This window comes from Curtobacterium sp. MCBA15_001, assembly GCF_001864835.1.
Classification (GTDB): Bacteria; Actinomycetota; Actinomycetes; order Actinomycetales; family Microbacteriaceae; genus Curtobacterium.
Window position 1 is genome coordinate 78,029 of the sequence record NZ_MJGI01000022.1, and the last position, 21,078, is coordinate 99,106.

Genomic DNA, 21,078 nt, shown 5'->3' on the forward strand with positions numbered 1-21,078 from the left:
TTCCTCCGGATGGGGAGACGGATAGTCGCACGACTGTGCGACAACACTGTTCTAGCACAGAGTCGCACAGTCGTGCCAGAATGATCGGATGACGCGCAGCATCGAACTCGAGGAACGGCGCCGGATCGTGTCCGAGGCAGCCTGCCGTGTCCTCGCGCGCGACGGCCTGCGTGCCGTGAGCGTCCGGAACGTCGCCGCCGAGGCCGGACTGCCGCCGAGCACGGTGCGGTACACCTTCCCGACGCAGGCGAGCGTGCGCGAACACGCTCTGGACCTGGTGTTCGACGGCACGGCTGCCCGCATCGATGCGCTGCCCGCAGACCTGCGCGGCACCGAGTACGCCCACGCCGTGCTCGTCGAGCTGCTGCCCCTCGACCACGAGCGCCGCATCGAGCTCGACGTCTACCTGGCGCTCGGCACGGCGGCCCTGACGGACGCCGAGCTCCGGCCCTTCCACGACCGCGTCGTCGCCGACATGCAGGACTGGTGCGGTCGGGTCCTCCGGGCAGTGGGCGTGCCCGAGGCGGACATGGCGTACGAGGCCTGCCGGTTGCACGCGCTGGTGGACGGGCTGGCGATGCAGGTCGTCCGGCTGCCGGCCGGCGCCGACGCCGCCTGGGCGACGGACCTGCTCGACCGCCACGTCGCCGGACTCACCCCGGGCTGAGCGCACCCGAACCCGCCGCCGCGCGCGGGCTGACGGGCTCGCGCTGCACCGGACGCCTATCCTGTCCCGGTGACGACGCGCACCACCACGCCGCCGCAGCAGCGCAGCCGGACCCTGACCGGCCCCGGTCTCGTGCTGCTCGCCGTCGTCGTGCTCCTCGGCATCCGGCTGCTCACCCCGGCCGTCGGCACCGCGGGGCTGCCCGACGTCGTCCAGGACTTCCTGACCCTGGCGATCAGCGTCGTGATCGAGTCGCTGCCGTTCGTCGTGCTCGGCATCGTGCTGTCCATCGTCGTCGAGGTGTGGGTGCCGCACGGTGCCCTCGAGCGCATCCTGCCGTCCCGCCCGATGCCCCGCCGCGCGGTCATCTCGCTGATCGGCATGCTCTTCCCCGTGTGCGAGTGCGGCAACGTGCCCCTGGCCCGCGGCTTGATGCTCCGCGGGTTCACGCCAGCCGAGGCCGTCACCTTCCTGGTCGCTGCCCCGATCCTCAACCCGCTCGTCATCGTCAGCACCGCGCAGGCGTTCGGCTGGTCCGGGTGGATCCTGCCCGTCCGGATCGTGGGCGGCTTCGTCGTCGCGAACCTGGTCGGGTGGATCGTCGCCGCACACCGTCGTCCGGCGGACCTGCTGCTGCCGGCGTTCGAGGCCCGCTGCCGCGCAGCCGTCGGCGCCGCCACACCGCGGAACCGCTGGCGGGAGAGCGCTGCACAGTTCGGCGGCGAGACGGCCACGATGATGCCGGCACTGTTCGTCGGAGCCGGTCTGGCCGCGGCGATCCAGGTCGCGGTGCCGCGCAGCACCCTCGTGGCGATCGGCAGCAACCCGGTGCTCTCGGTCCTGGCGATGATGCTGCTGGCGATGACGGTGTCGCTCTGCTCGAACGTCGACGCCTTCTTCGCGCTGTCCTTCGCCTCGACGTTCCTGCCCGGGGCGATCACGGCCTTCCTGATCATCGGGCCGATCATCGACGTCAAGATGATCGCGCTGCTCCGCACGACCTTCCGCACGCGCTTCCTGGTGCTGCTGTCGGTGGTCTGCGTCCTGTTCGCCGCTGCCGTCGGGTTGGTGATGAATGTCCTCGTCTGACACCGCGCACACGCGCCGAGGTCCGGCCCTGCTCGGCCTCGGTTCCGTCCTCGCCGTCGCGCTGTGCACGCTCTGGCTCGCCGTCTCAGGGCACCTCGACCTGTACATCAACCCGCGGTACGCGGTCTTCACCGTGGTGCTCGCCGCCGTGGCCGTGCCGGCATCCGTCGCCGGGCTGGTCGTGGTCGCACGGGGCGCGGGGCACACCCACGACCATGCGGGTCCGGACGACGACGCTGCGTCCCGGCCGGGAGGCCCGTCCCACGTCCTGCGCATCGCCGCCGGTGGGGTCGCGGTCCTGGTCACCGTCGGGGTCACCGCCGCCATGCTGGTGCTGCCCCCGGCCACGTTGTCCGCGCGGACCGCCCAGCAGCGGAGCGTCGACTCGGCCACGCTGTCGAACGCCACCGGCTCGGGCCCCGCCGTCTCGCTGCTCGGCAGTGGGTCCGTCGACACGTCCGGGTACGGCGTGAAGGACTGGGCCGCGGTCATCCGCCAGACCACGGACACCGGGTCGGTGCTCGGCAAGCGGGTGTCGCTCACCGGGTTCGTCGTGCCCGGGTCCGGGGACTCGTTCACGCTCACCCGCTTCGTCATCAGCTGCTGCGCCGTCGACGCACAGCCCGTCGGCCTCGGTGTCACCACCGACGGCGCGGTGCCGGCGGAGAACCAGTGGGTGCGGGTCACCGGGGCGCTGGCGGCCAACCCCGACCAGGCCTCCGACGTGCGGATCGTCATCCGGGCGGCGGAGGTCGAGCGGATCGCACAGCCCGAGGACCCGTATGAGTACTGAGACCCGGCGCCCCGTCGCCACCCGCTTCCGACGCCGGTTCGTCGCCGTGGTCGTGGTGCTCGTCGTCGTCGCCGCGGCCGCCGCGGTGGTCGGGTCGCAGCAGGGCCCGAGGCTGAAGGACGTCAGCTACGACGCGACGGGCATCGTCTCCCGCCCCGCACAGCGCGTGATCATCACCGCGAACCAGGCACTGCAGCGGGTCTCCGCCCGCGACGTCCGGGTCAGTCCCGCAGCCGAGCACACCGTGACATCGAGCGGCAACACCGTCGCCGTCGAGTTCGCCGGCCCGCTCGACTACGACCGCGACTACACGGTCACCGTGGCCGACGCCCGGGCTCCCGGACAGGCGGCGACCGCCGACCTGCGTGCCACGATCCGCACGGGCAGCACCGACGTCCTCGCGCTCGTGCCGGCAGCGGACGGCGGCCAGGACCGCATCCTCCGTCGGTCGCTCGACGCCTCGGGCGCGACCACCGTGTACCGGGGCACGGGCATCACGGGCTACGTCCGTCTCAACCGCTCCCTGGTCGTCCTGAGCGACACCGCGGTGGGGGACTCCCGGATCGACATCGTGCCACTGCGGAACGGCGTCACGGACCCGGACGCCCCCGTCGAGCACCTGACCCTGCCGAGCAGCCGCGGGTCGGCGTCGGCGCTGCACGCGTCGGACGACGGCGCCTCGTTCGGGTTCCGGTACGCGGACACCTCGACCGGTCAGTCGCGCGACGTCGGGCTGTACGTGGTGGACCTGACCGGCACACACCTGCCGCAGCCGATCGCGGCGGACGGCAGACCGACGACCGGCGCGGTCCCGATGACGGTGACCCAGTGGGCGTACGTCCCGCGCACCGAGAGCGCCCTGGTCCGCACCGGCTCGGACGAGCTGTTCCTGGTCGACATGAGCGGACGCGTCCCCGCCGTCCGACTGGGCTCGGCCACCTACCTGCACGGCTTCGTCGGCACCGGCACCACCGCCGTGGTGGAGTCCGGCACCGGCATCCAGCGGCTCGACCTGACGGACGGCAGACGCACCGACATCACGGCACCCGCGGGCAGCACCGACGCGCCGTACCTCGGCCGCATCGCGCAGCTGACGGACGAGACCTACCTGCGGACCGTGGGATCGGTCCGCTCCGACGGGACGATCGCCAGCCGCATCGTGCGTGTCGACGGCACCAGGGCCTCCCGGCTGCCCGTGTCGATCCCGGACGACGCGACGCTCACCGCGGTCTGCCCCTCGCCGAACGGGCAGTTCGTCGCGGTCGAGACCCGCTCGAGCGGCGCGTCGCTGGTCAGCGTGGTCGACGCCGCGAGCGGTGCGCTCGAAGCATCACTGGCCGGTGAGGACGTCGACTGGTGCGGTGCCCTGCCGAGCGGTGACGAGGTCGGCTAGCGTCGAGGACGTGCATCAGGCGTTCGTCGAGCGGTGGGTCGTCGGGTGGGCGCGGTCCCGGCGCCTGGACGTGCAGGCCGACGGCGAGGGCTGGCGCGTGCTGGTCGGCGCCGAGACCCGCCACGAGGAGTACGTCGTCGCGGAACCCTCACCGGCCGAGGCGGTCCGGTTCGCCCACCTGGTCGAGCCCCGGTTCACCAGTTGGCTGACCGTCGTGGGCGGGATCGACCCGCAGGCGCTCGTCGCGTTCGGTCGGCTCGACCGCATCGCCCGTGTCGAGACCGTGATGGAGGCGCCGCTCGCGTCCGTCCCGCTGCCGTCGGACGTGGTGGTCGAGGCCGCCGGCGACGTCGCACACGTCCGGGTCCTGGTCGACGGCACCGTCGCCGCACGGGGGCAGGTCGCCGTGGTGGGACGCGATGCCGTGTTCGACCGCATCGAGACGGAGCCGGCGTTCCGTCGTCGTGGCCTCGGTCGGCGCGTGGTCGACGGGCTGACGGCGTGGTCGGTCGCGCAGGGGGCTGACGTCGGGCTGCTCTTGGCGTCGGAGCAGGGGCGGACGCTCTACCGCTCGGCCGGGTGGCGCGACGTCGCGCCGGCGGTCACGTACCGCGGCTTCGCCTGAGCGGCGCGGTCTTCTCCGCGAAAGCGACGGTCTTCTCCGCGAAAGCGACAGATCTCCCTGCGTGCCCGCTCTCGAACCCACGAAAGCGACAGATCTCCCTGCGTGCCGCTCTCGAACCCACGAAAGCGACAGATGTGCGTACGTGCCCCCTGTCTCATCCGCGAAAGCGACAGATCTCCGCGGACTTCCGGCGGAGATCTGTCGCTTTGCGGGTGGGGACTACGCGAGCGTCGCGGCGTCGATCACGAAGCGGTAGCGCACGTCCGAGGACAGCACGCGCTCGTAGGCCTCGTTGACCTGGTCGGCGCTGATGAGCTCGGTCTCCGGCAGGATGTCGTGCTCGGCGCAGAAGTCGAGCATCTCCTGGGTCTCCGCGATGCCACCGATCGCCGAGCCGGCCCAGCTCAGGCGGCGCGGAATGAGCGCGAACGCCGGGACCTCGAGCGGCTCGGACGGAGCGCCGACGTTCACGAGCGTGCCGTCGACCTGCAGCAGGCCGAGGTACGCCTTCATGTCGAGCTTCGCCGACACCGTGTTGATGATGAGCTCGAACGAGCCCGCCAGCTGCTCGAACGTCGCAGCGTCCTTGGTGGCGTAGTGGGCCTTCGCGCCGTAGCGGAGCGAGTCGGCTTCCTTCGACGTGGTCTGCGACAGGACGGTGACCTCGGCGCCCAGGGCGACGGCGATCTTCACGGCCATGTGACCGAGGCCGCCCATGCCGACGACGGCGACCTTCGAGCCGGGGCCGACCTTCCAGTGGTGCAGCGGCGAGTAGGTGGTGATGCCGGCGCACAGCAGCGGCGCGACCTTCTCGATGTCGAGCGACTCCGGCACCTTCAGCACGAAGTCCTCGTTCACGACGACGGCCTGCGAGTAGCCGCCCTGCGTGATCGAGCCGTCGGCGGGGTCGACGCTGGCGTAGGTGCCGATGTTGCCCTTGAGGCAGTACTGCTCCTGGCCGGCACGGCACTGCTCGCACTCGCCGCAGGAGTTCACCATGCAGCCGACGCCGACACGGTCGCCGACCTGGTGCTTGGTGACGTTGGCGCCGACCTCGGTCACGTGGCCGACGATCTCGTGGCCGACGACCTGCGGGTACTGGATCTGACCCCACTCGCCGCGGACGGTGTGGATGTCCGAGTGGCAGATGCCGGCGTAGGCGATGTCGATCATGACGTCGTCGGGGCCGACGTCGCGACGGGTGATGGTGGTCTTGACGAGCGGCTCGGTGGCAGACGGTGCCGCGTACGCGTTGACGGTTCGCATGGGTCTCCTCGTGGGGATGCGGGGTGGGGCCGGGTGCGACCCGCATCCATCCTGCTGGAGCGCTCCTGCACGTGGGAGGCACCGACAGGGCACCCCGGAGTGGGGTGGCGTGGTCGACGTCCCATTCGCGCAACGGCTTTGGCGGTGGGCAGGCTCGGCCGTAGCGTTGCCGTCACACACCCGGTCGACACCGAATCCGTCGCCACGATGCCGTCCGCGACCTGCGGATCCCTGGCACAGCGGAACGACCCGGTCAGCAAGGGGCTTCACCGCCCACGAAGGGCTGGTCCACATGACCGCCACAGCACTGCTCCCCGCCCACGAATGGCACCGCCGCGGCCTGCGCTCGCCGGCCGAGATCACCGCACTCGTCGAAGCACGTCTGGTCCACTTCCTCGACGCCGACGAGCCCACGTACGCCGACTTCCTCGGCGAGCGGGTGGCCTGAGCCGCAGCGTCCGCGTCGGCGGCTGGCCGCTCGGTCCGACCGCGTCGGCGCCCGCCCCGACCGCCTAGCTCTTCGGCGTCCGCGCGAAGAACAGCGCGACCGCACCCAGCGCGACCCCGACGACGATCGCCACCCACGCCAGCGCACCGAACGCGCCGTCGGCCGGACTGACCAGCAGCACGATCCCGGCGATCACCAGCACCGCGGCCGCGACGAGGGCGAGCACGTGCGGGCGGCGGATCCAGGTGCGTGCCATGGCGCTGAGCGTACGCTCAGCGGATGTGCTCGACGCGGGCGGCGAGTCGACGTCCGGCGATCCGGGCGAACCGGAGCGGGTCGGCCATCGCGTCGTCCGGTTCACCGGTGGTCTGTGTCGCGATGACCGTCAACGAGGCCGCCGCGACGAAGTCGTCCACCGGCGCGTCGACGGCCCCCGCGACGAGCATCGTCGGACGCCCCGCGGCCAGGCGGCGCACGACCGAGGGCACCTTGCCCGCTGCCGACTGCCCGTCGTAGCACCCCTCGCCGGTGACGACCACGTCCGCCGTGGTGATCGCGGCCGGCAGCCCCACCACGTCCGCGACGCCGTCCGCCCCGCCTGCCAGGGTCGCGCCCCACACCAGCAAGCCGAAGCCCGCGCCACCGGCCGCGCCCGCGCCCGGGGTGGTCGGGTCGACGTCCGGGAACCGGGCAGCCCACCGCGTCAGCCGGTCCTCGTGCACGGCGACCCGGTCCGCCGTCACGCCCTTCTGCGGACCGAAGACCGCGGCGGCACCCGACGGACCGAGCAGCGGCGAGGTCACGTCGGTCAACACCGTCACGCCGCGCGGCGGCAGCGGACGGAGTCGCGTGCGGTCGAGGTCGTCAGCCGACGCCGCGTCGAGCAGCGATCCGCCGTCCGGCGCCGCGCCGACCGGGAGCCCCAGCGCCGCCAGCAGCCCCGCGCCGCCGTCGGTCGAGGCGCTCCCGCCGATGCCGAGCACCAGCCCCGTCGCGCCCGCGTCGAGCGCGGCCGCGATCGCCTGGCCGAACCCGGTGGTCTGCGCCCGGTCGGGTTCAGGTGACGACAGCAGGGGCAGTCCGCTCGTCGCCGCGAGCTCCACCACCGCGCGGCCGTCCGGCAGGGACAGCCACCAGCTGTCGACCGGGTCGCCGGCGGGCCCGGTGACGGTGACGGGGACCCGGCGGGCGTCGGGGAACGCGGTCGCGAAGGCGTCCAGCGTGCCCTCGCCGCCGTCGGCCATCGGCACGACGGTCACCAGGTCGTCCGGGCGTTCGTCGGCCCAGCCCGTGGCGATCGCGGTGGCGACGGCCGCAGCGGTGGCGGTCCCCTTGAACGAGTCCGGAGCGATCACGACGTGCACGGGGCAACGCTAGCCGGGCAGTCGGAACCGTGGGTGCGCGTCGCCGCCGGTCGCCAGGTCCGCCAGCATCTGCCCGAGCAACGGCGCGAACTTGAACCCGTGGCCCGAGGACCCCGTCGCGACGGTGACGGGTCCCCGCCGGTCGAGCACGAAGTCCTCGGAGGGCGAGTTGTCGTACAGGCAGCTGATGAGCTCCGGTGCCGCAGCGTCCACACCCGGCACGAACCGCGCCACGTAGGCCTGCAGCTGCACGACCTGCTCCGGCAGCGGCGTGGTGTCGCGGTGGTCCGGGTCGACGACGGGTCCGGTGCCGTGGAACCCGACCTTGACGCCCTCGCCCGGCGTGAGCAGGCCGTAGACGTCCGGCCCGTCGAGCTGCCAGTGCACGAAGCTCGGCCACGCCGCGTCCGGCAGGTGGCTGGGGAAGTGGGCGGGTTGCTCCTGCGTGACGCGGATGGCCGGGAGGCCCGACCCGCGTCCGGCGAGCGCCGCACCGACCACGGCGGGGGCCCACGACCCCACCGCCGCCACGACGCTGGCTGCGGTCACCGACGTGGTGCCCTCCGCGCCGTCGAGGGTCAGGGTGACGGTGTCACCGTGGTCCTGCAGGTCCGCGACGCGGGTGCCGAACCGGAGCTCGGCACCGTCCGCGGCGGCCAGGTCGAGGAGCGCCTCGATCGTGTCCGCGGATCGGATGCGCCCCGCGCTCGGGTGCGTCAGGACCGCGCCTTCGAACGACAGGCCCGGCCACCGTGCTGCCGCCTGGTCCGGCGTGAGTCGCTCGTGCGCGATGTCGGCGTCGGTCAGCGCCGCGGCGATGGCGTCGATCTGCTCGGGCCGGCCGTGGTCGACCGCGCCGGTGAGGTCGAGCAGGGTGCGTCCGCTCGCGGCTTCGAGGGCGCGCCACGCGTCGAGTGCCTGCTGACAGAGTGCGACGTACTCGGCGTCCGCGTAGCCCATCCGGAAGATGCGGCTGCCGCCGTGCGACGAGCCGCGGTCGTGTCCGCGGCCGAACTGCTCGACCAGCAGGACGCGCTCGCCGCGGGCAGCGAGTGCGCGGGCCGTCGCTGCCCCGACGACACCGCCGCCGATGACGACGTGGTCGGGGGCTGCGGTCATCCGGCGATGCTACCGGCAGCGGGAGTCGTGGAGCATGCTCGAGTGGTGTCCTCGAACCACGCGATGGAGTCGTCCGCCGCCTGCACGCTGGTGGTCGTGCCGACCGAGCCGCGCTCGGGTCCGACGTGGGTGCTGCTCCACGGGTCTGACGGGTCCGAGGCGGACCTGCTGCCTGTGGCCGAGCGCCTGGCGCCGAGCGCGGTGAAGGTCGCTCCTCGCGGGACCGTGGAGACACCGGAGGGGTTCGCGTTCTTCCTCCGCGGCGCCGATCGTCGCATCGACGAAGCCGACCTCCGGGTCCGTGCAGAGCCACTGGTGACCCGCATTCGGTCGGCACAGGCCGCGCACGCCTCGGACGGACGCCTCGTCGTGTTGGGGTTCTCGAACGGCGCGGTCATGGCCACCGCGTTGATCGAGCTGCACCCCGAGCTGTTCGCGGCGGCCGTGCTGGTGCGGACGCAGCTGCCCTTCCCCGGCGTACCGCGCCCTGCGGTGCCGTCGATCCCCGTCCTCGTGCTCGATGGTCGTGACGATGCTCGGCGGAGTCCCGAGGCCGGGCGCGACGTCGCGAGGCGCCTCCGAGACGCGGGCGCGCGAGTCACCCACGTCGTCCTTCCCGTCGCGCACGGGATGACCGCCGCCGACGAGCGCCGCATCGCGAACTGGCTTGCCTGGGAGCAGCGCTGAACGACGCGTGGACGACCTGTGGAGCGAGTGACGGGAATCGAACCCGCGCTACCAGCTTGGGAAGCTGGAGTTCTACCATTGAACTACACTCGCGTGCCCGCTCAGCGGGACTCGACCACTGTAGCGGATCCTGGGCTGTGAGCGAGCCGACCGGCCGCGGTGCGCCGATCCGGCGGACGCGCCCCGAGCCTCCCGTGTCTCTTCTGTGAGCCGGGCCGCCGGACGGACAGCCGTCGGGGGCGTGTGTAGCGTCCAGGGGGTTCCAGCGACCCCGACCGAGGAGGACCACGGATGGTCAGACATCCCCTCATCGACGACGTCGTCGGCTCCGCGATCGTGGTCGACTCCGGCTCGCAGGTGGTGTGGCTGACCGAGGCGCTGTCCTCGTTGCTGGCACGTGCTTCCGACGCTGGTCGGACGGTCGTGCTCCGGACGGAACCGGGCGCGGCGCTCACGCCCGCGCTCCGTCATGCACTCGGCGCGCACGGTGCTGCCTGGGCGGTCACCGAGCCCGACGGGTCGCTGCGGGACGGGCGGACCGGGGTGCGGACCGCGCGGCTGGAGGACTTCGTCGAGCACGGGCCGGAGCTGCTCGGGCCCCCTGCTGCGGAGCATCCGGTCGCCGACGGCTCCGTGCGACAGATGAGCATCGACCTGACCCTCCGGCACCATGCCGAGCGGGCGATCGACATCGGTTCGGCGATCGAGGCACTGTGCCACACGGTCGGTGCGTGCCCGGACCGGTGGGGAACGGTCGAACCGCTCGCCCTGCCGTGGGACCGGTGGGTCGTCACGCAGTACGCCAAGCACGAGGCGCCGGGCATCAGCACGTCCTACGCTGTGGGCGAGGGCTTCTCGGCGACGATGACCGCGCACCTGACCGACACCGTCGTGATCGAGACGATGTCCGCCGTGCTGACCATCCCCGACGAGGGCACCGATCCCCAGCTGGCCGAACGGCTTCTCGACGCCGTGCACCGCGTGGCCGAGGACGTCGTCCCGGTGTTCGGCGTGGTCATGGAACGTCGTGGGGACACCGATCACCTGGTCCGCGCCGTCGCGCACGGCGAACCGTCCCCGCTCGCGGTGATCGTCGGGCCGGAAGCCGTGTCGTTCCTGGACCGCGGTGACGTCTGGCCGCCGCCGCACACCTCCACCTCGACGTTCGGGGGTCGCGACGCCGACGACGACCACGGGCTCATCGTCCGGCTCGAGGACGGCTGGACCGCGCTCGAGTCCTTCCTCGACCGCATCGACGAGGACCGCTTCCTGCAGCTCGTCGGTGGCGCCCCGCTCGACCCGGCGCATGACGAAGGCACGCTCGACGGACACGTCGGCGCGAGCCTGCCGGGCGGTCACGGTGCCGCGTGACGTGACCCTGCTCTGCCGTGGGGCGGTGGAGCCGCGCGAGGTCGCCGAGGCCCTGCTGCTGCACGACGACTCGTGGGGTGTCCGCGCGCTCGACGACGGACCCATGCTGCAGGTGTGCCGCGACGCGACGCACCCGGTCATCACCGTGCTCGGCGTCCGTCGCGTGGACTCGCTCGACGAGGTCGTGCGCATCCTGCCGGGCGCCCCGACGTTGAACGTCCCGCTGTGGTGGGTCGACACGGTGACGCCGACCGGTGCGGACGGCGAGTCGGGGATCAGCGCTGCGCTCGAGGCCGCGCTCGACCTGGACGCGGTCTGCATCGTCCACGGGGACTAGGGCGGCGCGGTCGTGCTCGGCGCGGTGCCTCGCACGGTGCGAGGTCTGCGGCCAGTCGGAGCGCACGGTGCGAGGTTCTGCACACGGTGCGAGGGCTGCACCCTCCCACGATGTACGAATCCTCGCACCGTGCGACCCGGTCCCGCCACCGCCGGCCGCCGTCGCCGCCCGCCGCCCGGCGCCGCCGCCGCCGCGTCAGTCGCGGTCGCGCATCGCCGCGAGGCGCTCGTTGTACGCCTTGAGCTCCGCGTCGCCGTCGCGGTCGGCCTGCCGGTCCATGCGCTTGGCGTCGCGCTTGTCCGACTTCACCCAGTTGCGCACCACGAGCAGCGCGACGAAGACCATCGGCAGCTCCGAGGCCCCCCACGCGATGCCGCCACCGGTGTGCTGGTCGGCGAGCAGCCCGACGTCGTTGGTCTGCCCGAGCGCGTGGAACCAGTCGGCCGCGTAGACCGACTGCGAGGTCATCACCGCGACGCCGAAGAACGCGTGGAACGCCAGGGTCGCCAGCAGCGCGATGATGAGGATCGGGTAGGCGGGGCGCTTCGGGCCCGGGTCGATGCCGACGAACACCCAGAAGAACAGGTAGCCGCTCAGCACGAAGTGGACGACCATCGCGACGTGCCACTCGTGCGACTGCATCGCGAACTGGAACGCCGGCGTGAAGTAGAACACCACGAGCGACCCGGCGAAGATCACCCCGGCGACGGCCGGCTTCGCCATGAACTGCATGTAGCGCGAGTGCACGAACAGCATCAGCCACTCGCGGGCACCGCGCGAGCCGTCGTTGCGCACGGGCAGGGTCCGCAGCGCCAGCAGCACCGGGCCGCCGAGCACCAGGGGCAGCGGCACGAACATCATCAGCAGCATGTGCTGGATCATGTGCGACGAGAAGTGGATCATGCCGTAGACCGACGGCCCGGCCGAGGTCGTCCAGATGAAGACCGCGCAGCCGACCAGCCACGAGATCGTGCGTCCGACGGGCCAGGCGTCACCGCGCTGCCGGAGCTTCCGCACGGCGAACAGGTACCACCCGGCGCCGACCACGGCCAGGGCGAGCCAGACCCAGTCGATGTGCCACTGCGTCAGGAACGTGTGCAGGGTCTGGGTCGGCGGGTACGGGTAGCCGATCAGTCCGGAGCGGGTGTCCTCGCCGGTCTCGGGGGTCTGCGGGATCGGGGGCTGGCTGCGCGACACGGCCACCGAGACGCCGATCGCGACCGCCATGAACACGACCTCGGCCAGGGCGAACCGGGTGAACGAGCGACGGTCGAGCGGGGAGCGCAGGAGCGCCGGCACGAGCTTGCGGCGCTGGACGACCCCGGCGAGCCCGAGCAGCACCAGGATGACGGCCTTGACGGTGATGAGGGCGCCGTAGGTCGTGGTGACGAGGTCGAGCGGCCCGGTCAAGCGGAGCGAGGCGTTGACGATGCCGGAGAACGCGACGGCGGCGAACGACCACCCGGCCAGGGTCGAGTACCGGGCGACGACGCGGCCCGTCGCGCCCTTGGTCTTCGTGCGCAGCAGGAGCACGGCGACCAGACCACCGGCCCAGACGCACACCCCGAGCAGGTGGATCGCGAGCGAGTTCACCGCGTTCGCGTGCTCGAGCGACCCGGCGGCGTGGCCGGACAACGCGAGGGGGAGCAGCGCGAAGAGCCCGGCGACGGTGGCCACCGCGAGCGTCGTCACCCGGGTGGCGAACGCGGCCAGCACGGTCGCGATGAGGATCGCCGCCGCGGAGACCACGAGGGACTGCCCGATCTCGACCTGGAACGCGAAGACCATGAAGTTGCGGGCGAACAGCGGCGAGGTGATCGAGGACCCCAGGGTGTTCGCACCGGTGAAGACGATGCCGACGACCGCGGCCAGGAACCAGACGGCCCCCGTCGTCGCCGCCCACCGCACGGCGCGGTGCTGCACGCTCGACATCGCACCGTGGTCGGCCTTCTGCGCCGGCAGGGCGAACGCCGCGACGATGAGCAGCCCGATCGTCAGCGCCGCCATCGTGTCGTGGACCGCGCGCGCGACCGGCAGGCCGTACTGCACCAGGTCGCCGGCCGACACGAGCTGCTGGTCGGCGGTGAAGGCCCCGGTCACCGTCATGCCGACGATCGAGCACGCGACCGCCAGCGGCACGGCGATGGCGAGCACGGTCGCGACGGTGGACGTGCGCGCGGTGACGGGCGCGGACTCCGGACCCGCGCCTCCAGGCTGTCGTTCGGAGGTGGTGACGGTCATCAACCCAGTTCCAGGGACGGTTGCGTCCGCGATTCCGCGGACCCTCCATGGTAGGCGCTGCTGCCTGGGGGCTGGACTGGCGTCTTGCAGGCTGGCTGGGGTCCGCCTCAGGCTCGGGCTGACGACCCCCGCAGGTCGCGGATCCGCCCCTGGTCGTCGAAGTCGACGCTCAGGCTGCCGTCGGACAGGGTCATGGTCCGGCCGTCCCACGGGACGCCGCGGAGCTGCGCCCAGGTCCCGACGGCGCGACGGTGGTCGTTCACCTCGATGGTCTGCAGCGCCTCGCCGAACACCCGCAGCATCCGCGGAACGCTCGGCGGGTCGAACAGCATCCCCTCGAGCAGCATCCAGACGCGCGTGCCGCCGCCGACCTCGCCGCTGTAGCTGAACCAGGTGCCGCTCGCCAGGCGGGCAGCGATCGACAGGCTCCAGCCGAGTTCGTAGCCCGCTTCCGGCCCGCCGTCGCCGAAGGGCACCTCGGCCTGCACCAGCTCGGGTACGTCGTGCTGCTCGCCGAACGCCCGTGTGGTCAGTGCGGCCGTGAGCACCTGCGGGGCGAACTGGGTCGGGTTGCCCCACCCCCACAGCCAGCTCCGGGGACCCGGCGCTGCCGACCCGAGCAGCTGCACCGGGAAGGTGGCCGGCTGCGGCCCGGTGATCCGGAACTCGCCGGCAGCCAGGTCGACGTCCCAGTGGTCGTGGTCACCGAGGCGGTCGGCCATGGCCAACTGCGCCTCGTGGGCCAGGAAGACCCCGTCGGTGATGAGTGCGTCCAACCCCCGAGAACGTGTCATGACGACGACCCTAGTCCGCGGCGGTGTCGGTGCGGTGCTCCCAGATCCCCTCGCTGCCGACGCCGACGAACCCGACCGCCTCGTTGACGTCGAGCATCGGCCGGTTCTCCTCGGCGTTGAACGTCACGATCGACGGGTGGCCCGCGTGGTCGCGCTCGATCGTCTCGATCCCGACGACCTTGAGCAGCCAGCCGAGGCGGTGCCCCCGGTGCTCGCGCAGGACCAGTGTGTCCCACTGGAACACGGGCTGCGCCAGGTCGTGCGGGACGGACAGCTGGCTGAACCCGGCGAGCGTGGTGTTCTCCACGTCCTCGACCGCGATCGTCAGCAGGGTGCGGGGCGCCGTCAGGAGCTGCGCCTCGTGTTCGCGGAGGCGCTCGACGGTCCAGACGTCCTCGGGCTCGTCCATGCCGCCCTGCGGAGCGTCAGTGCTCATGCGGGTCTCGAGCAGGGCGATCGACGCCTCCCACTGCGCCGGCGTCGTCCCGGTCCAGGTGTGCACGCGGTAGCGGTCCCCGGCGGCGGCCGCGGCGTCGGCGTGGACGCACTCGACCCGGTCGCGCTCGGCGGGGAGCGCCAGGCGGCTGATGCGGTTGACCTGCCCGAAGCGCCAGCCGCGGGCGGTGAGGAACCGCACGCCGGCCTCGTCGGCGGGCACGGCGCCGAACCCGGTCGGTGCCGGCAGGTAGCCGGGGCCGTCCCCGGGGCCGACCTGCCGCGACACGGCGTAGGTCTTCCACTGCGTGCGACCTTCGGCCCGGGCGACGCCCTCCAGGTGGTCGGCCAGCAGGGTGCCGACGCCGCGTCGGCGGCGTCCGGGGTCGACGCCGAGGGACAGCCAGCAGTTCGTGGTGCCCGGCGCGGACTTCGAGTCGTAGGCACCGGCAGCGACCACAGCTTCATCGTCGTCCCGTACGACGAAGAGTCGGCTCGGCGCCTCGGGGTCGTGCTGGTGGGGCAGCTGCTCCTCGGCCTTCCACGCGAGCTCGGCCAGCCCGTGCACGGCGATCTCGGAGCGGTTCGACACGTCGACCCACTCCTGGAACGCCCGGACCTTCCCGGGGTCGTCCGTCATGGTGGCGGGCACGTCCAGTTCGATGACGCGGTACACGATCGGTTCCTTCCGCTGACCGCGCGGTGCAGGGCAGCCGAGCAGCATATCGGTGCCGGACCCGCCCCGCTAGGATCCTTCCGTGCTCCTCTCCGACCGCGACATCTCCGCGCAGCTCGCAGCAGGCCGGATCGGCCTCGACCCGTACGACGCCTCGCTCATCCAGCCGTCGAGCATCGACGTCCGGCTGGACAAGTACTTCCGGCTGTTCGACAACCACAAGTACCCGCACATCGACCCCGCGACGGACCAGCCCGACCTGACGCGCCTGGTGGAGACCGACCCGGACGAGGCCTTCGTGCTGCACCCGGGCGAGTTCGTCCTCGGCTCGACGTTCGAGGTCGTCACGCTGCCCGACGACATCGCCGCGCGGCTCGAGGGCAAGAGCTCCCTCGGCCGTCTCGGGCTCCTCACGCACTCGACCGCCGGCTTCATCGACCCGGGCTTCTCTGGGCACGTGACGCTCGAGCTGTCGAACGTGGCGACCCTGCCGATCAAGCTCTGGCCGGGCATGAAGATCGGGCAGCTGTGCTTCTTCCAGCTCTCGAGTCCCGCAGACAAGCCCTACGGCTCGGCCGAGTACCAGTCGCGGTACCAGGGCCAACGCGGCCCGACGGCGTCGCGGTCCGCGCAGGCCTTCACCCGCGCGGACGTCTCCCGCCGCAGCTGATCCCGGGGCCGGGGAACCGGCGGGCAGAACGATCGGTGCGCCGGACCTGTTGAATTTCGCATGTTGTGTATCGTTGCGCCATGTCCGCAGTCCTGCCTCGGCCCCTCCAGCGTCCCTCGGCCGCCGAGCTCATCCGTGACGCCCGGCTCCGCGCGGAGCTGACGCAGGTCCAGCTCGCCCATCGCGCCGGGGTCACCCAGAGCGTGATCAGCACGTACGAGAACGGCCGACGCGAACCGTCCCTCGCGGCGCTGCAGCGGCTCCTGCTGGCCGCGGGCTTCGCGACCGTGATCGACCTGGAGCCCGTCGACGAAGGGCCCTCACTCCGCGAACGGGTGCAGCGCCACCGCCAGGAGCTCCTCGACCTGGTGACCGAGCACGGGGCGGCGAACCCGCGGCTGTTCGGCAGCGTCGCCCGTGACGAGGACGGCCCGGACAGCGACGTCGACCTGATGGTCGACCTGCTGCCCGGTCACGGCATCTTCGCCCTGATGCGGATCCAGGACGCGGCCGAAGCGGTCCTCGGCGTGCGGGTCGACGTCGTCGTCGCGGACGGCATGGGGGCCGACGTGGTCCGGTCGGCGGTCCCGCTGTGAACCGCGACGTCGGCGACCGCCTGGACGACGTCATCCGCGCCTGCGGGGTCATCGCCCGCTACGTGTCGGAGACCGACCTGCCCGAGGATCTGGTCTACGACGCAGTGCGGATGCGCCTGGTCGAGATCGGCGAGGCGGTGCGCATGCTGCCGAGCGCGGTCACCCGAGCGGAGCCGGACATCCCGTGGTCGCGCGTCTCGCTGCTGGGGGAGCGACTCACGCGTCGCTACTTCGACACGACGCCGGCGATCGTGCTCGGGACCGCGCGGGTCGACGTGCCGCACCTGTGCGCGGCGGCGCGCCGCCTGCGCGCGCAGCAGCACTGAGCGCGACCACGATCGGACGGGAGGCACGGCGCCAGCCCGCCCCGCGCCTCCCGTCCGGCAGCCCGCCGGAACGAGGACAGGGCCCCGTCCGCTCGCGCGGACGGGGCCCTGTCGGGTGGGACGAGGATCAGCCCTGCTTGGCGAGGTCCTCGAGGGTCGAGTTGCCCTTGTAGGCCTCGACGGCGTTGTCCTTGGTGACGAGGACCGGGGTCAGCTCGATGGCCGGCACCGTCTTCACACCGTTGTAGTTGTTGGTCTTGTCGATCTTGGTGTCGGGCTTGTCGCCCTTGGACAGGGTCGAGACCAGGTCGACGGCCGCCTGGGCCTCTTCCGTGGTGTTCTTGTAGATCGTCGAGTACTGCTCGCCCTGCATGATGAGCGGGATCGAAGCGGTCTCCGAGTCCTGCCCGGTCACGACCGGGTTCTCCTTGCCGGCGGCCTTGGTCGCGGTGAGGATGGCGCGGGCGAGGGTGTCGTTCGGCGACAGGACGCCGTCGAGCTTGGTGTCACCCGTGTAGTACTGCGACAGCAGGTCGGTCATGCGCGACTGGGCCTTCTGCGCGAGCCAGCCCTGCGTGTTCACCTTGGCGAACGTGGTCTGACCCGAGACGACCTTGAGCGTGCCGTCGTCGATCTTCGGCTGCAGGACGCTCATCGCACCGTTGAAGAACACGGTCGCGTTGGCGTCGTCCGGCGAACCGGCGAAGAGCTCGACGTTGTACGGTCCGCTGCCCTTCTTCTCCTTGAGGCCCTGCAGCAGGGCGTTGGCCTGCAGCTGGCCGACCTTGTAGTTGTTGAACGCGACGTAGTAGTCGACGTTCTTGGTGTTCAGGATGTTGCGGTCCCAGGCGATGACGACGGCGCCCGAGGACTTCGCCGACTTGACCTGCGAGGTCAGCTGCGAACCGTCGGCCGCACCGATGATGACGGCCTTCGCACCCTTGGTGATCATGCCCGAGATCTGCGACTGCTGGTCCGGGACCGGGTTGCCGGCGTTGGCGTACTGGATGTCGGCCTTGAAGCCGGCGTCCTCGATCGACTTCTTGAACGCGGCACCTGCGAGGACCCAGTTCTGCGAGGTCTTCGCGGGGAGCGCGACGCCGATCAGGTCGCCCTTCTTGATGGTGGCGTCGGAGGAACCGCTGCCGGAGTCCGAGCCACGCGACGAGCAGCCGCTGAGGGCGAGGCCCGCGATGAGCGCCAGGCTGAGGCCGGCGACGATCTTCTTGCGCATGTGATTGCTTTCTCTTCGTTGAGGAGGGGTGGGGCCGGAGCCCCGCTGTGGGTGTGGGGAACTAGGGGAGGGTGACCTTCTCGGGCTGGTCCTCGATGGACCGCGGCTGCTGGGCGGCCACCGTGTTCTGCTCGGTGTCCTTCCGCTGGAACTGCCGCATCATGCCGCCGATGAGCGACGGACGACCCTGCGATTTCGAGTAGACGTCGAAGGCGACGGCCACGAGCAGGACCAGACCGCGGATGATCTGCACCTTGTTGGACTCCAGGCCCATCAGCTGCAGACCGTTCGACAGCAGCGCCATCACGAGACCACCGATGATCGAGCCGGAGATCGTGCCGACACCACCGGCGACCGCAGCACCACCGACGAACACGGCGGCGATCGCGTCGAGCTCCCAGCCGGTGCCGTCAGCGGGGCCCGAGGCGCCGGAGTAGGCGACGAACACCATGCCGGCGACGGCGGCCAGGACGGACATGTTCATCATGACGAAGAAGTTGACCTTCTTCGCGGAGACACCGGACAGGACGGCGGCGCTGGAGTTGCCACCGACGGCGTAGACCTGGCGACCGAAGATCGTGTTCTTCGTGACGAAGCCGTAGATGATCGTCAGGACACCGAGGATGATCGCGACGATCGGGACCGAGGTGCCGACCGGGCCGGCTCCGAACAGGTACGTGGCGACGAGCGTCACGGCGACCAGGATGCCGGTGCGGACGACGGAGACCCACAGCGGCGGGACCTCGGCCTGCATCTTGCGGCGACGGGCACGTCCACGGGCCTCGATGATGATGAGCGCGGCGATGGTGACCAGGCCGATCAGCAGCGTGCCGTTGCTGTAGCCGAAGTCGGGACCGAAGTCGCCGAGGAAGCCGGCGCCGATCGGCGTGTACGCGTCGGGAACGGGCACCGAGGTGGAGCCGCCGATGATCTGGTTGACGCCACGGAAGATGAGCTGACCGGCCAGCGTCACGATGAACGCCGGGACCCGGACGAACGCGACCCAGAAGCCCTGCCAGGCGCCGATGAGCGCGCCGACGGCCAGACCGAGGATGATCGCGGTCCAGACCGGGAAGTGCCACACCGCGATCGACTGCGCCACGATGATGCCGACGACCGCCGCGACCGAACCGACCGACAGGTCGATGTGGCCGGCGATGATCACCATGACCATGCCGAGCGCCAGGATCAGGATGTAGGAGTACTGCAGGAACAGGTTGATCACGTTCGTGGGCTCGAGGATCAGGCCCTGGGTGGTGATCGAGAAGAAGATCAGCAGCGCGATGAGCGCGATGACCATGCCGTACTGGCCGATGCTGTTGCCCTTGCCGAACAGCAGTTTCAGGTTGTTCATGAGACGGTGGCGCCCTTCCGCGCGGAGGTCATGCTGCGCATGAGCGATTCGGGATCGGCCTGGTCGGCCGGCAGGTCAGCGGTGATCTGACCCTCGAAGATGGTGTAGATCCGGTCGGAGAGCCCGAGGAGTTCGGGGAGCTCGGACGAGATGAGGATGATGCCCTTCCCCTCGGCCGCGAGCTGCTGGATGATGCCGTAGATCTCGAACTTGGCGCCGACGTCGATGCCGCGGGTGGGCTCGTCGAGGATGAGCAGGTCTGGGTCGGTGAACATCCACTTGGACAGGACGACCTTCTGCTGGTTCCCGCCGGAGAGCTTCCCGACGTTCTCCTCCACCGTCGGCACCTTGGTGCGGAGCATCTTGCGGAACTTCTCGGCGACCGAGTACTCCTCGAGCGAGTCGACGACGCCGCCCTTGGAGATCTTCTTGAGGTCCGCCGCGACGGTCGAGCGCTTCACGGTGTCGAGCAGGTTCAGGCCGAGCGCCTTGCGGTCCTCGGAGACGTAGCCGATCCCGTTGTCGATCGCCTGCTGGACGGTGTTGAGCTTGATCTCCTGGCCGTCCTTGATGACCTGACCGCCGAGGAACGTGCCGTACGAGTGGCCGAAGAGGCTCATCGCGAGCTCGGTCCGTCCGGCGCCCATGAGGCCGGCGAAGCCGACGATCTCGCCGCGCTTGACGTGGAAGTTCGAGCCCTTGCAGACCAGGCGCGAGGAGTCGAGCGGGTGCTGCACGGTCCAGTCGCGGACCTCGAAGAAGGTCTCGCCGATCTTCGGGGTGCGGTCCGGGAACCGGGACTCGAGCGAGCGGCCGACCATCCCGCGGATGATCCGGTCCTCGTTGACGCCGTCCGCCTTGACGTTGAGCGTCTCGATGGTCTTGCCGTCGCGGATGATCGTGATCTCGTCCGCGATCTGCTCGATCTCGTTGAGCTTGTGGCTGATGATGATGCTCGAGATGCCCTTGGCCTTGAGGCCCACGATCAGGTCGAGCAGGTGCTGCGAGTCGTTCTCGTTCAGCGCCGCGGTGGGCTCGTCGAGGATGAGGAGCTTGACGTCCTTGTGCAGGGCCTTCGCGATCTCGACGAGCTGCTGCTTGCCGACGCCGATGTTCTTGATCTGCGTGTCCGGGTCGTCGCGCAGACCGACACGGGCGAGCAGGTCCTGCGCACGGAGCTGCGCGGCGGTCCAGTCGATCGCACCGAAGCGGCTCGGCTCGTTGCCGAGGAACAGGTTCTCGGTGATCGAGAGCTCCGGGATGAGCGCCAGCTCCTGGTGGATGATGACGATGCCGGCCTGCTCGGACTGCTTGATGTTCGAGAAGCGCATCTCCTCGCCCTCGAAGACGATCTCACCGGTGTAGGTGCCGTAGGGGTAGACGCCCGACAGGACCTTCATCAGGGTCGACTTGCCGGCGCCGTTCTCGCCGCAGATGGCGTGGATCTCGCCGGCGCGGACGTTGAGCGACACGTCGGACAGTGCCTTGACACCAGGGAACTCCTTGGTGATCGACCGCATCTCGAGGATGGTCTCGGGTGCGGTGATCGACCGGGTCTGTAGTCCGGTGTCGATCGGGGTTGACGCCACAGTG

22 protein-coding genes and 1 tRNA gene are annotated in these 21,078 nt (G+C 71.1%); 12 read left to right on the plus strand and 11 right to left on the minus strand.

Features of this window, described 5'->3' with window-relative positions:
• Nucleotides 1-88: 88 nt before the first annotated feature.
• The 5 genes from BIU90_RS08915 to BIU90_RS08935 all read left to right on the plus strand — a co-directional run bounded on the left by BIU90_RS08915 (nt 89) and on the right by BIU90_RS08935 (nt 4,567).
• Nucleotides 89-667: a TetR/AcrR family transcriptional regulator gene (locus tag BIU90_RS08915; RefSeq protein WP_071299882.1), complete on the plus strand. Its 579-nt coding sequence runs from the start codon at nt 89-91 to the stop codon at nt 665-667.
• 69 nt (nt 668-736) lie between these two features.
• Nucleotides 737-1,756, plus strand: a complete 1,020-nt coding sequence (locus tag BIU90_RS08920; protein WP_071299883.1) for a permease — start codon at nt 737-739, stop codon at nt 1,754-1,756.
• Nucleotides 1,743-2,549 (plus strand): TIGR03943 family protein, encoded by an 807-nt coding sequence (locus tag BIU90_RS08925; protein ID WP_071299884.1) that lies wholly within the window; start codon nt 1,743-1,745, stop codon nt 2,547-2,549. Before BIU90_RS08920 ends, BIU90_RS08925 begins: the two co-directional genes overlap by 14 nt.
• A complete protein-coding gene (locus BIU90_RS08930) occupies nt 2,539-3,942 on the plus strand; it encodes a hypothetical protein (RefSeq protein WP_071299885.1) in 1,404 nt (467 codons plus the stop codon). The genes BIU90_RS08925 and BIU90_RS08930 overlap by 11 nt, the downstream gene beginning before the upstream one ends.
• Before the next feature lie 10 nt (nt 3,943-3,952).
• Complete coding sequence (locus tag BIU90_RS08935; protein WP_071299886.1) at nt 3,953-4,567, plus strand: hypothetical protein; 615 nt, start codon at nt 3,953-3,955, stop codon at nt 4,565-4,567.
• Nucleotides 4,568-4,786: 219 nt separating this feature from the next.
• Here the strand turns inward: BIU90_RS08935 and BIU90_RS08940 are convergent, their stop codons facing one another.
• Nucleotides 4,787-5,833, minus strand: coding sequence for an NAD(P)-dependent alcohol dehydrogenase (locus BIU90_RS08940; protein WP_071299887.1), 1,047 nt, complete (start codon nt 5,831-5,833; stop codon nt 4,787-4,789).
• Between the two features lie 292 nt (nt 5,834-6,125).
• On the opposite strand from BIU90_RS08940, the gene BIU90_RS18670 reads away from it, so the two are divergent.
• Nucleotides 6,126-6,281, plus strand: coding sequence for a hypothetical protein (locus BIU90_RS18670; protein ID WP_175470172.1), 156 nt, complete (start codon nt 6,126-6,128; stop codon nt 6,279-6,281).
• A gap of 64 nt (nt 6,282-6,345) precedes the next feature.
• Here BIU90_RS18670 and BIU90_RS08945 read toward each other — a convergent pair whose 3' ends face one another.
• From BIU90_RS08945 to BIU90_RS08955, 3 genes are read right to left on the minus strand one after another with little or no spacing between them, the layout of a single operon-like run.
• Nucleotides 6,346-6,537, minus strand: coding sequence for a hypothetical protein (locus BIU90_RS08945; protein ID WP_071299888.1), 192 nt, complete (start codon nt 6,535-6,537; stop codon nt 6,346-6,348).
• Between the two features lie 16 nt (nt 6,538-6,553).
• Nucleotides 6,554-7,645, minus strand: coding sequence for a glycerate kinase (locus BIU90_RS08950; RefSeq protein WP_071299889.1), 1,092 nt, complete (start codon nt 7,643-7,645; stop codon nt 6,554-6,556).
• Nucleotides 7,646-7,654: 9 nt separating this feature from the next.
• Nucleotides 7,655-8,764, minus strand: a complete 1,110-nt coding sequence (locus BIU90_RS08955; protein WP_071299890.1) for an FAD-dependent oxidoreductase — start codon at nt 8,762-8,764, stop codon at nt 7,655-7,657.
• A 45-nt stretch (nt 8,765-8,809) separates the two neighbouring features.
• Here BIU90_RS08955 and BIU90_RS08960 point away from each other — a divergent pair, with 45 nt between their 5' ends.
• The gene (locus BIU90_RS08960) at nt 8,810-9,451 is read left to right on the plus strand and encodes an alpha/beta hydrolase (protein WP_139195198.1); all 642 of its coding nucleotides are present in this window, start codon (nt 8,810-8,812) and stop codon (nt 9,449-9,451) included.
• Between the two features lie 19 nt (nt 9,452-9,470).
• Here the strand turns inward: BIU90_RS08960 and BIU90_RS08965 are convergent.
• A tRNA-Gly gene (locus tag BIU90_RS08965) sits at nt 9,471-9,544 on the minus strand.
• A 198-nt stretch (nt 9,545-9,742) separates the two neighbouring features.
• Here BIU90_RS08965 and BIU90_RS08970 point away from each other — a divergent pair.
• Together BIU90_RS08970 and BIU90_RS08975 are read left to right on the plus strand one after the other, a co-directional pair.
• A complete protein-coding gene (locus BIU90_RS08970; protein ID WP_071299892.1) occupies nt 9,743-10,822 on the plus strand; it encodes a DUF6177 family protein in 1,080 nt (359 codons plus the stop codon).
• 1 nt (nt 10,823) lies between these two features.
• On the plus strand, nt 10,824-11,159 hold the full coding sequence (locus BIU90_RS08975) for a hypothetical protein (RefSeq protein WP_139195199.1): 336 nt from the start codon (nt 10,824-10,826) through the stop codon (nt 11,157-11,159).
• 195 nt (nt 11,160-11,354) lie between these two features.
• On the opposite strand, the gene BIU90_RS08980 is transcribed toward BIU90_RS08975, so the two are convergent.
• The 3 genes from BIU90_RS08980 to BIU90_RS08990 all read right to left on the minus strand — a co-directional run bounded on the left by BIU90_RS08980 (nt 11,355) and on the right by BIU90_RS08990 (nt 15,305).
• Nucleotides 11,355-13,400 carry a cytochrome c oxidase assembly protein gene (locus BIU90_RS08980; protein WP_071299894.1) on the minus strand — a complete coding sequence of 682 codons (2,046 nt, stop codon included), beginning with the start codon at nt 13,398-13,400 and terminating at the stop codon, nt 11,355-11,357.
• 107 nt (nt 13,401-13,507) lie between these two features.
• Nucleotides 13,508-14,194 (minus strand): DUF6882 domain-containing protein, encoded by a 687-nt coding sequence (locus BIU90_RS08985; protein WP_071299895.1) that lies wholly within the window; start codon nt 14,192-14,194, stop codon nt 13,508-13,510.
• Between the two features lie 10 nt (nt 14,195-14,204).
• Nucleotides 14,205-15,305 carry a GNAT family N-acetyltransferase gene (locus BIU90_RS08990; protein ID WP_175470173.1) on the minus strand — a complete coding sequence of 367 codons (1,101 nt, stop codon included), beginning with the start codon at nt 15,303-15,305 and terminating at the stop codon, nt 14,205-14,207.
• Between the two features lie 82 nt (nt 15,306-15,387).
• Between BIU90_RS08990 and dcd the strand changes: the two genes are divergently transcribed.
• The 3 genes from dcd to BIU90_RS09005 all read left to right on the plus strand — a co-directional run bounded on the left by dcd (nt 15,388) and on the right by BIU90_RS09005 (nt 16,897).
• Nucleotides 15,388-15,975 carry a dCTP deaminase gene (dcd, locus tag BIU90_RS08995; protein WP_071299897.1) on the plus strand — a complete coding sequence of 196 codons (588 nt, stop codon included), beginning with the start codon at nt 15,388-15,390 and terminating at the stop codon, nt 15,973-15,975.
• A gap of 80 nt (nt 15,976-16,055) precedes the next feature.
• Nucleotides 16,056-16,571, plus strand: a complete 516-nt coding sequence (locus tag BIU90_RS09000; protein ID WP_071299898.1) for an XRE family transcriptional regulator — start codon at nt 16,056-16,058, stop codon at nt 16,569-16,571.
• Nucleotides 16,568-16,897: a DUF86 domain-containing protein gene (locus BIU90_RS09005; RefSeq protein WP_071299899.1), complete on the plus strand. Its 330-nt coding sequence runs from the start codon at nt 16,568-16,570 to the stop codon at nt 16,895-16,897. The genes BIU90_RS09000 and BIU90_RS09005 overlap by 4 nt, the downstream gene beginning before the upstream one ends.
• 127 nt (nt 16,898-17,024) lie before the next feature.
• On the opposite strand, the gene BIU90_RS09010 is transcribed toward BIU90_RS09005, so the two are convergent.
• The 3 genes from BIU90_RS09010 to mmsA form a co-directional block, all read right to left on the minus strand.
• A complete protein-coding gene (locus BIU90_RS09010) occupies nt 17,025-18,131 on the minus strand; it encodes a sugar-binding protein (protein ID WP_071299900.1) in 1,107 nt (368 codons plus the stop codon).
• Between the two features lie 61 nt (nt 18,132-18,192).
• Nucleotides 18,193-19,485 carry a multiple monosaccharide ABC transporter permease gene (mmsB, locus tag BIU90_RS09015; RefSeq protein WP_071299901.1) on the minus strand — a complete coding sequence of 431 codons (1,293 nt, stop codon included), beginning with the start codon at nt 19,483-19,485 and terminating at the stop codon, nt 18,193-18,195.
• Nucleotides 19,482-21,005 carry a multiple monosaccharide ABC transporter ATP-binding protein gene (mmsA, locus tag BIU90_RS09020; RefSeq protein ID WP_175470177.1) on the minus strand — a complete coding sequence of 508 codons (1,524 nt, stop codon included), beginning with the start codon at nt 21,003-21,005 and terminating at the stop codon, nt 19,482-19,484. Before mmsA ends, mmsB begins: the two co-directional genes overlap by 4 nt.
• Nucleotides 21,006-21,078 lie beyond the last annotated feature (73 nt).

Excerpts from the sequence above, each read along its gene's own strand:
- BIU90_RS08915 (WP_071299882.1), top strand. The coding sequence starts at position 89 with ATGACGCGCAGCATCGAACTCGAGGAACGGCGCCGGATCGTGTCCGAG.
- BIU90_RS08925 (WP_071299884.1), top strand. The coding sequence starts at position 1,743 with ATGTCCTCGTCTGACACCGCGCACACGCGCCGAGGTCCGGCCCTGCTC.
- BIU90_RS08930 (WP_071299885.1), top strand. The coding sequence starts at position 2,539 with ATGAGTACTGAGACCCGGCGCCCCGTCGCCACCCGCTTCCGACGCCGG.
- BIU90_RS08940 (WP_071299887.1), bottom strand. The coding sequence starts at position 5,833 with ATGCGAACCGTCAACGCGTACGCGGCACCGTCTGCCACCGAGCCGCTC.
- BIU90_RS18670 (WP_175470172.1), top strand. The coding sequence starts at position 6,126 with ATGACCGCCACAGCACTGCTCCCCGCCCACGAATGGCACCGCCGCGGC.
- BIU90_RS08945 (WP_071299888.1), bottom strand. The coding sequence starts at position 6,537 with ATGGCACGCACCTGGATCCGCCGCCCGCACGTGCTCGCCCTCGTCGCG.
- BIU90_RS08955 (WP_071299890.1), bottom strand. The coding sequence starts at position 8,764 with ATGACCGCAGCCCCCGACCACGTCGTCATCGGCGGCGGTGTCGTCGGG.
- BIU90_RS08970 (WP_071299892.1), top strand. The coding sequence starts at position 9,743 with ATGGTCAGACATCCCCTCATCGACGACGTCGTCGGCTCCGCGATCGTG.
- BIU90_RS08980 (WP_071299894.1), bottom strand. The coding sequence starts at position 13,400 with ATGACCGTCACCACCTCCGAACGACAGCCTGGAGGCGCGGGTCCGGAG.
- BIU90_RS08985 (WP_071299895.1), bottom strand. The coding sequence starts at position 14,194 with ATGACACGTTCTCGGGGGTTGGACGCACTCATCACCGACGGGGTCTTC.
- BIU90_RS09000 (WP_071299898.1), top strand. The coding sequence starts at position 16,056 with ATGTCCGCAGTCCTGCCTCGGCCCCTCCAGCGTCCCTCGGCCGCCGAG.
- BIU90_RS09010 (WP_071299900.1), bottom strand. The coding sequence starts at position 18,131 with ATGCGCAAGAAGATCGTCGCCGGCCTCAGCCTGGCGCTCATCGCGGGC.
- mmsB (WP_071299901.1), bottom strand. The coding sequence starts at position 19,485 with ATGAACAACCTGAAACTGCTGTTCGGCAAGGGCAACAGCATCGGCCAG.
- mmsA (WP_175470177.1), bottom strand. The coding sequence starts at position 21,005 with ATGCGGTCGATCACCAAGGAGTTCCCTGGTGTCAAGGCACTGTCCGAC.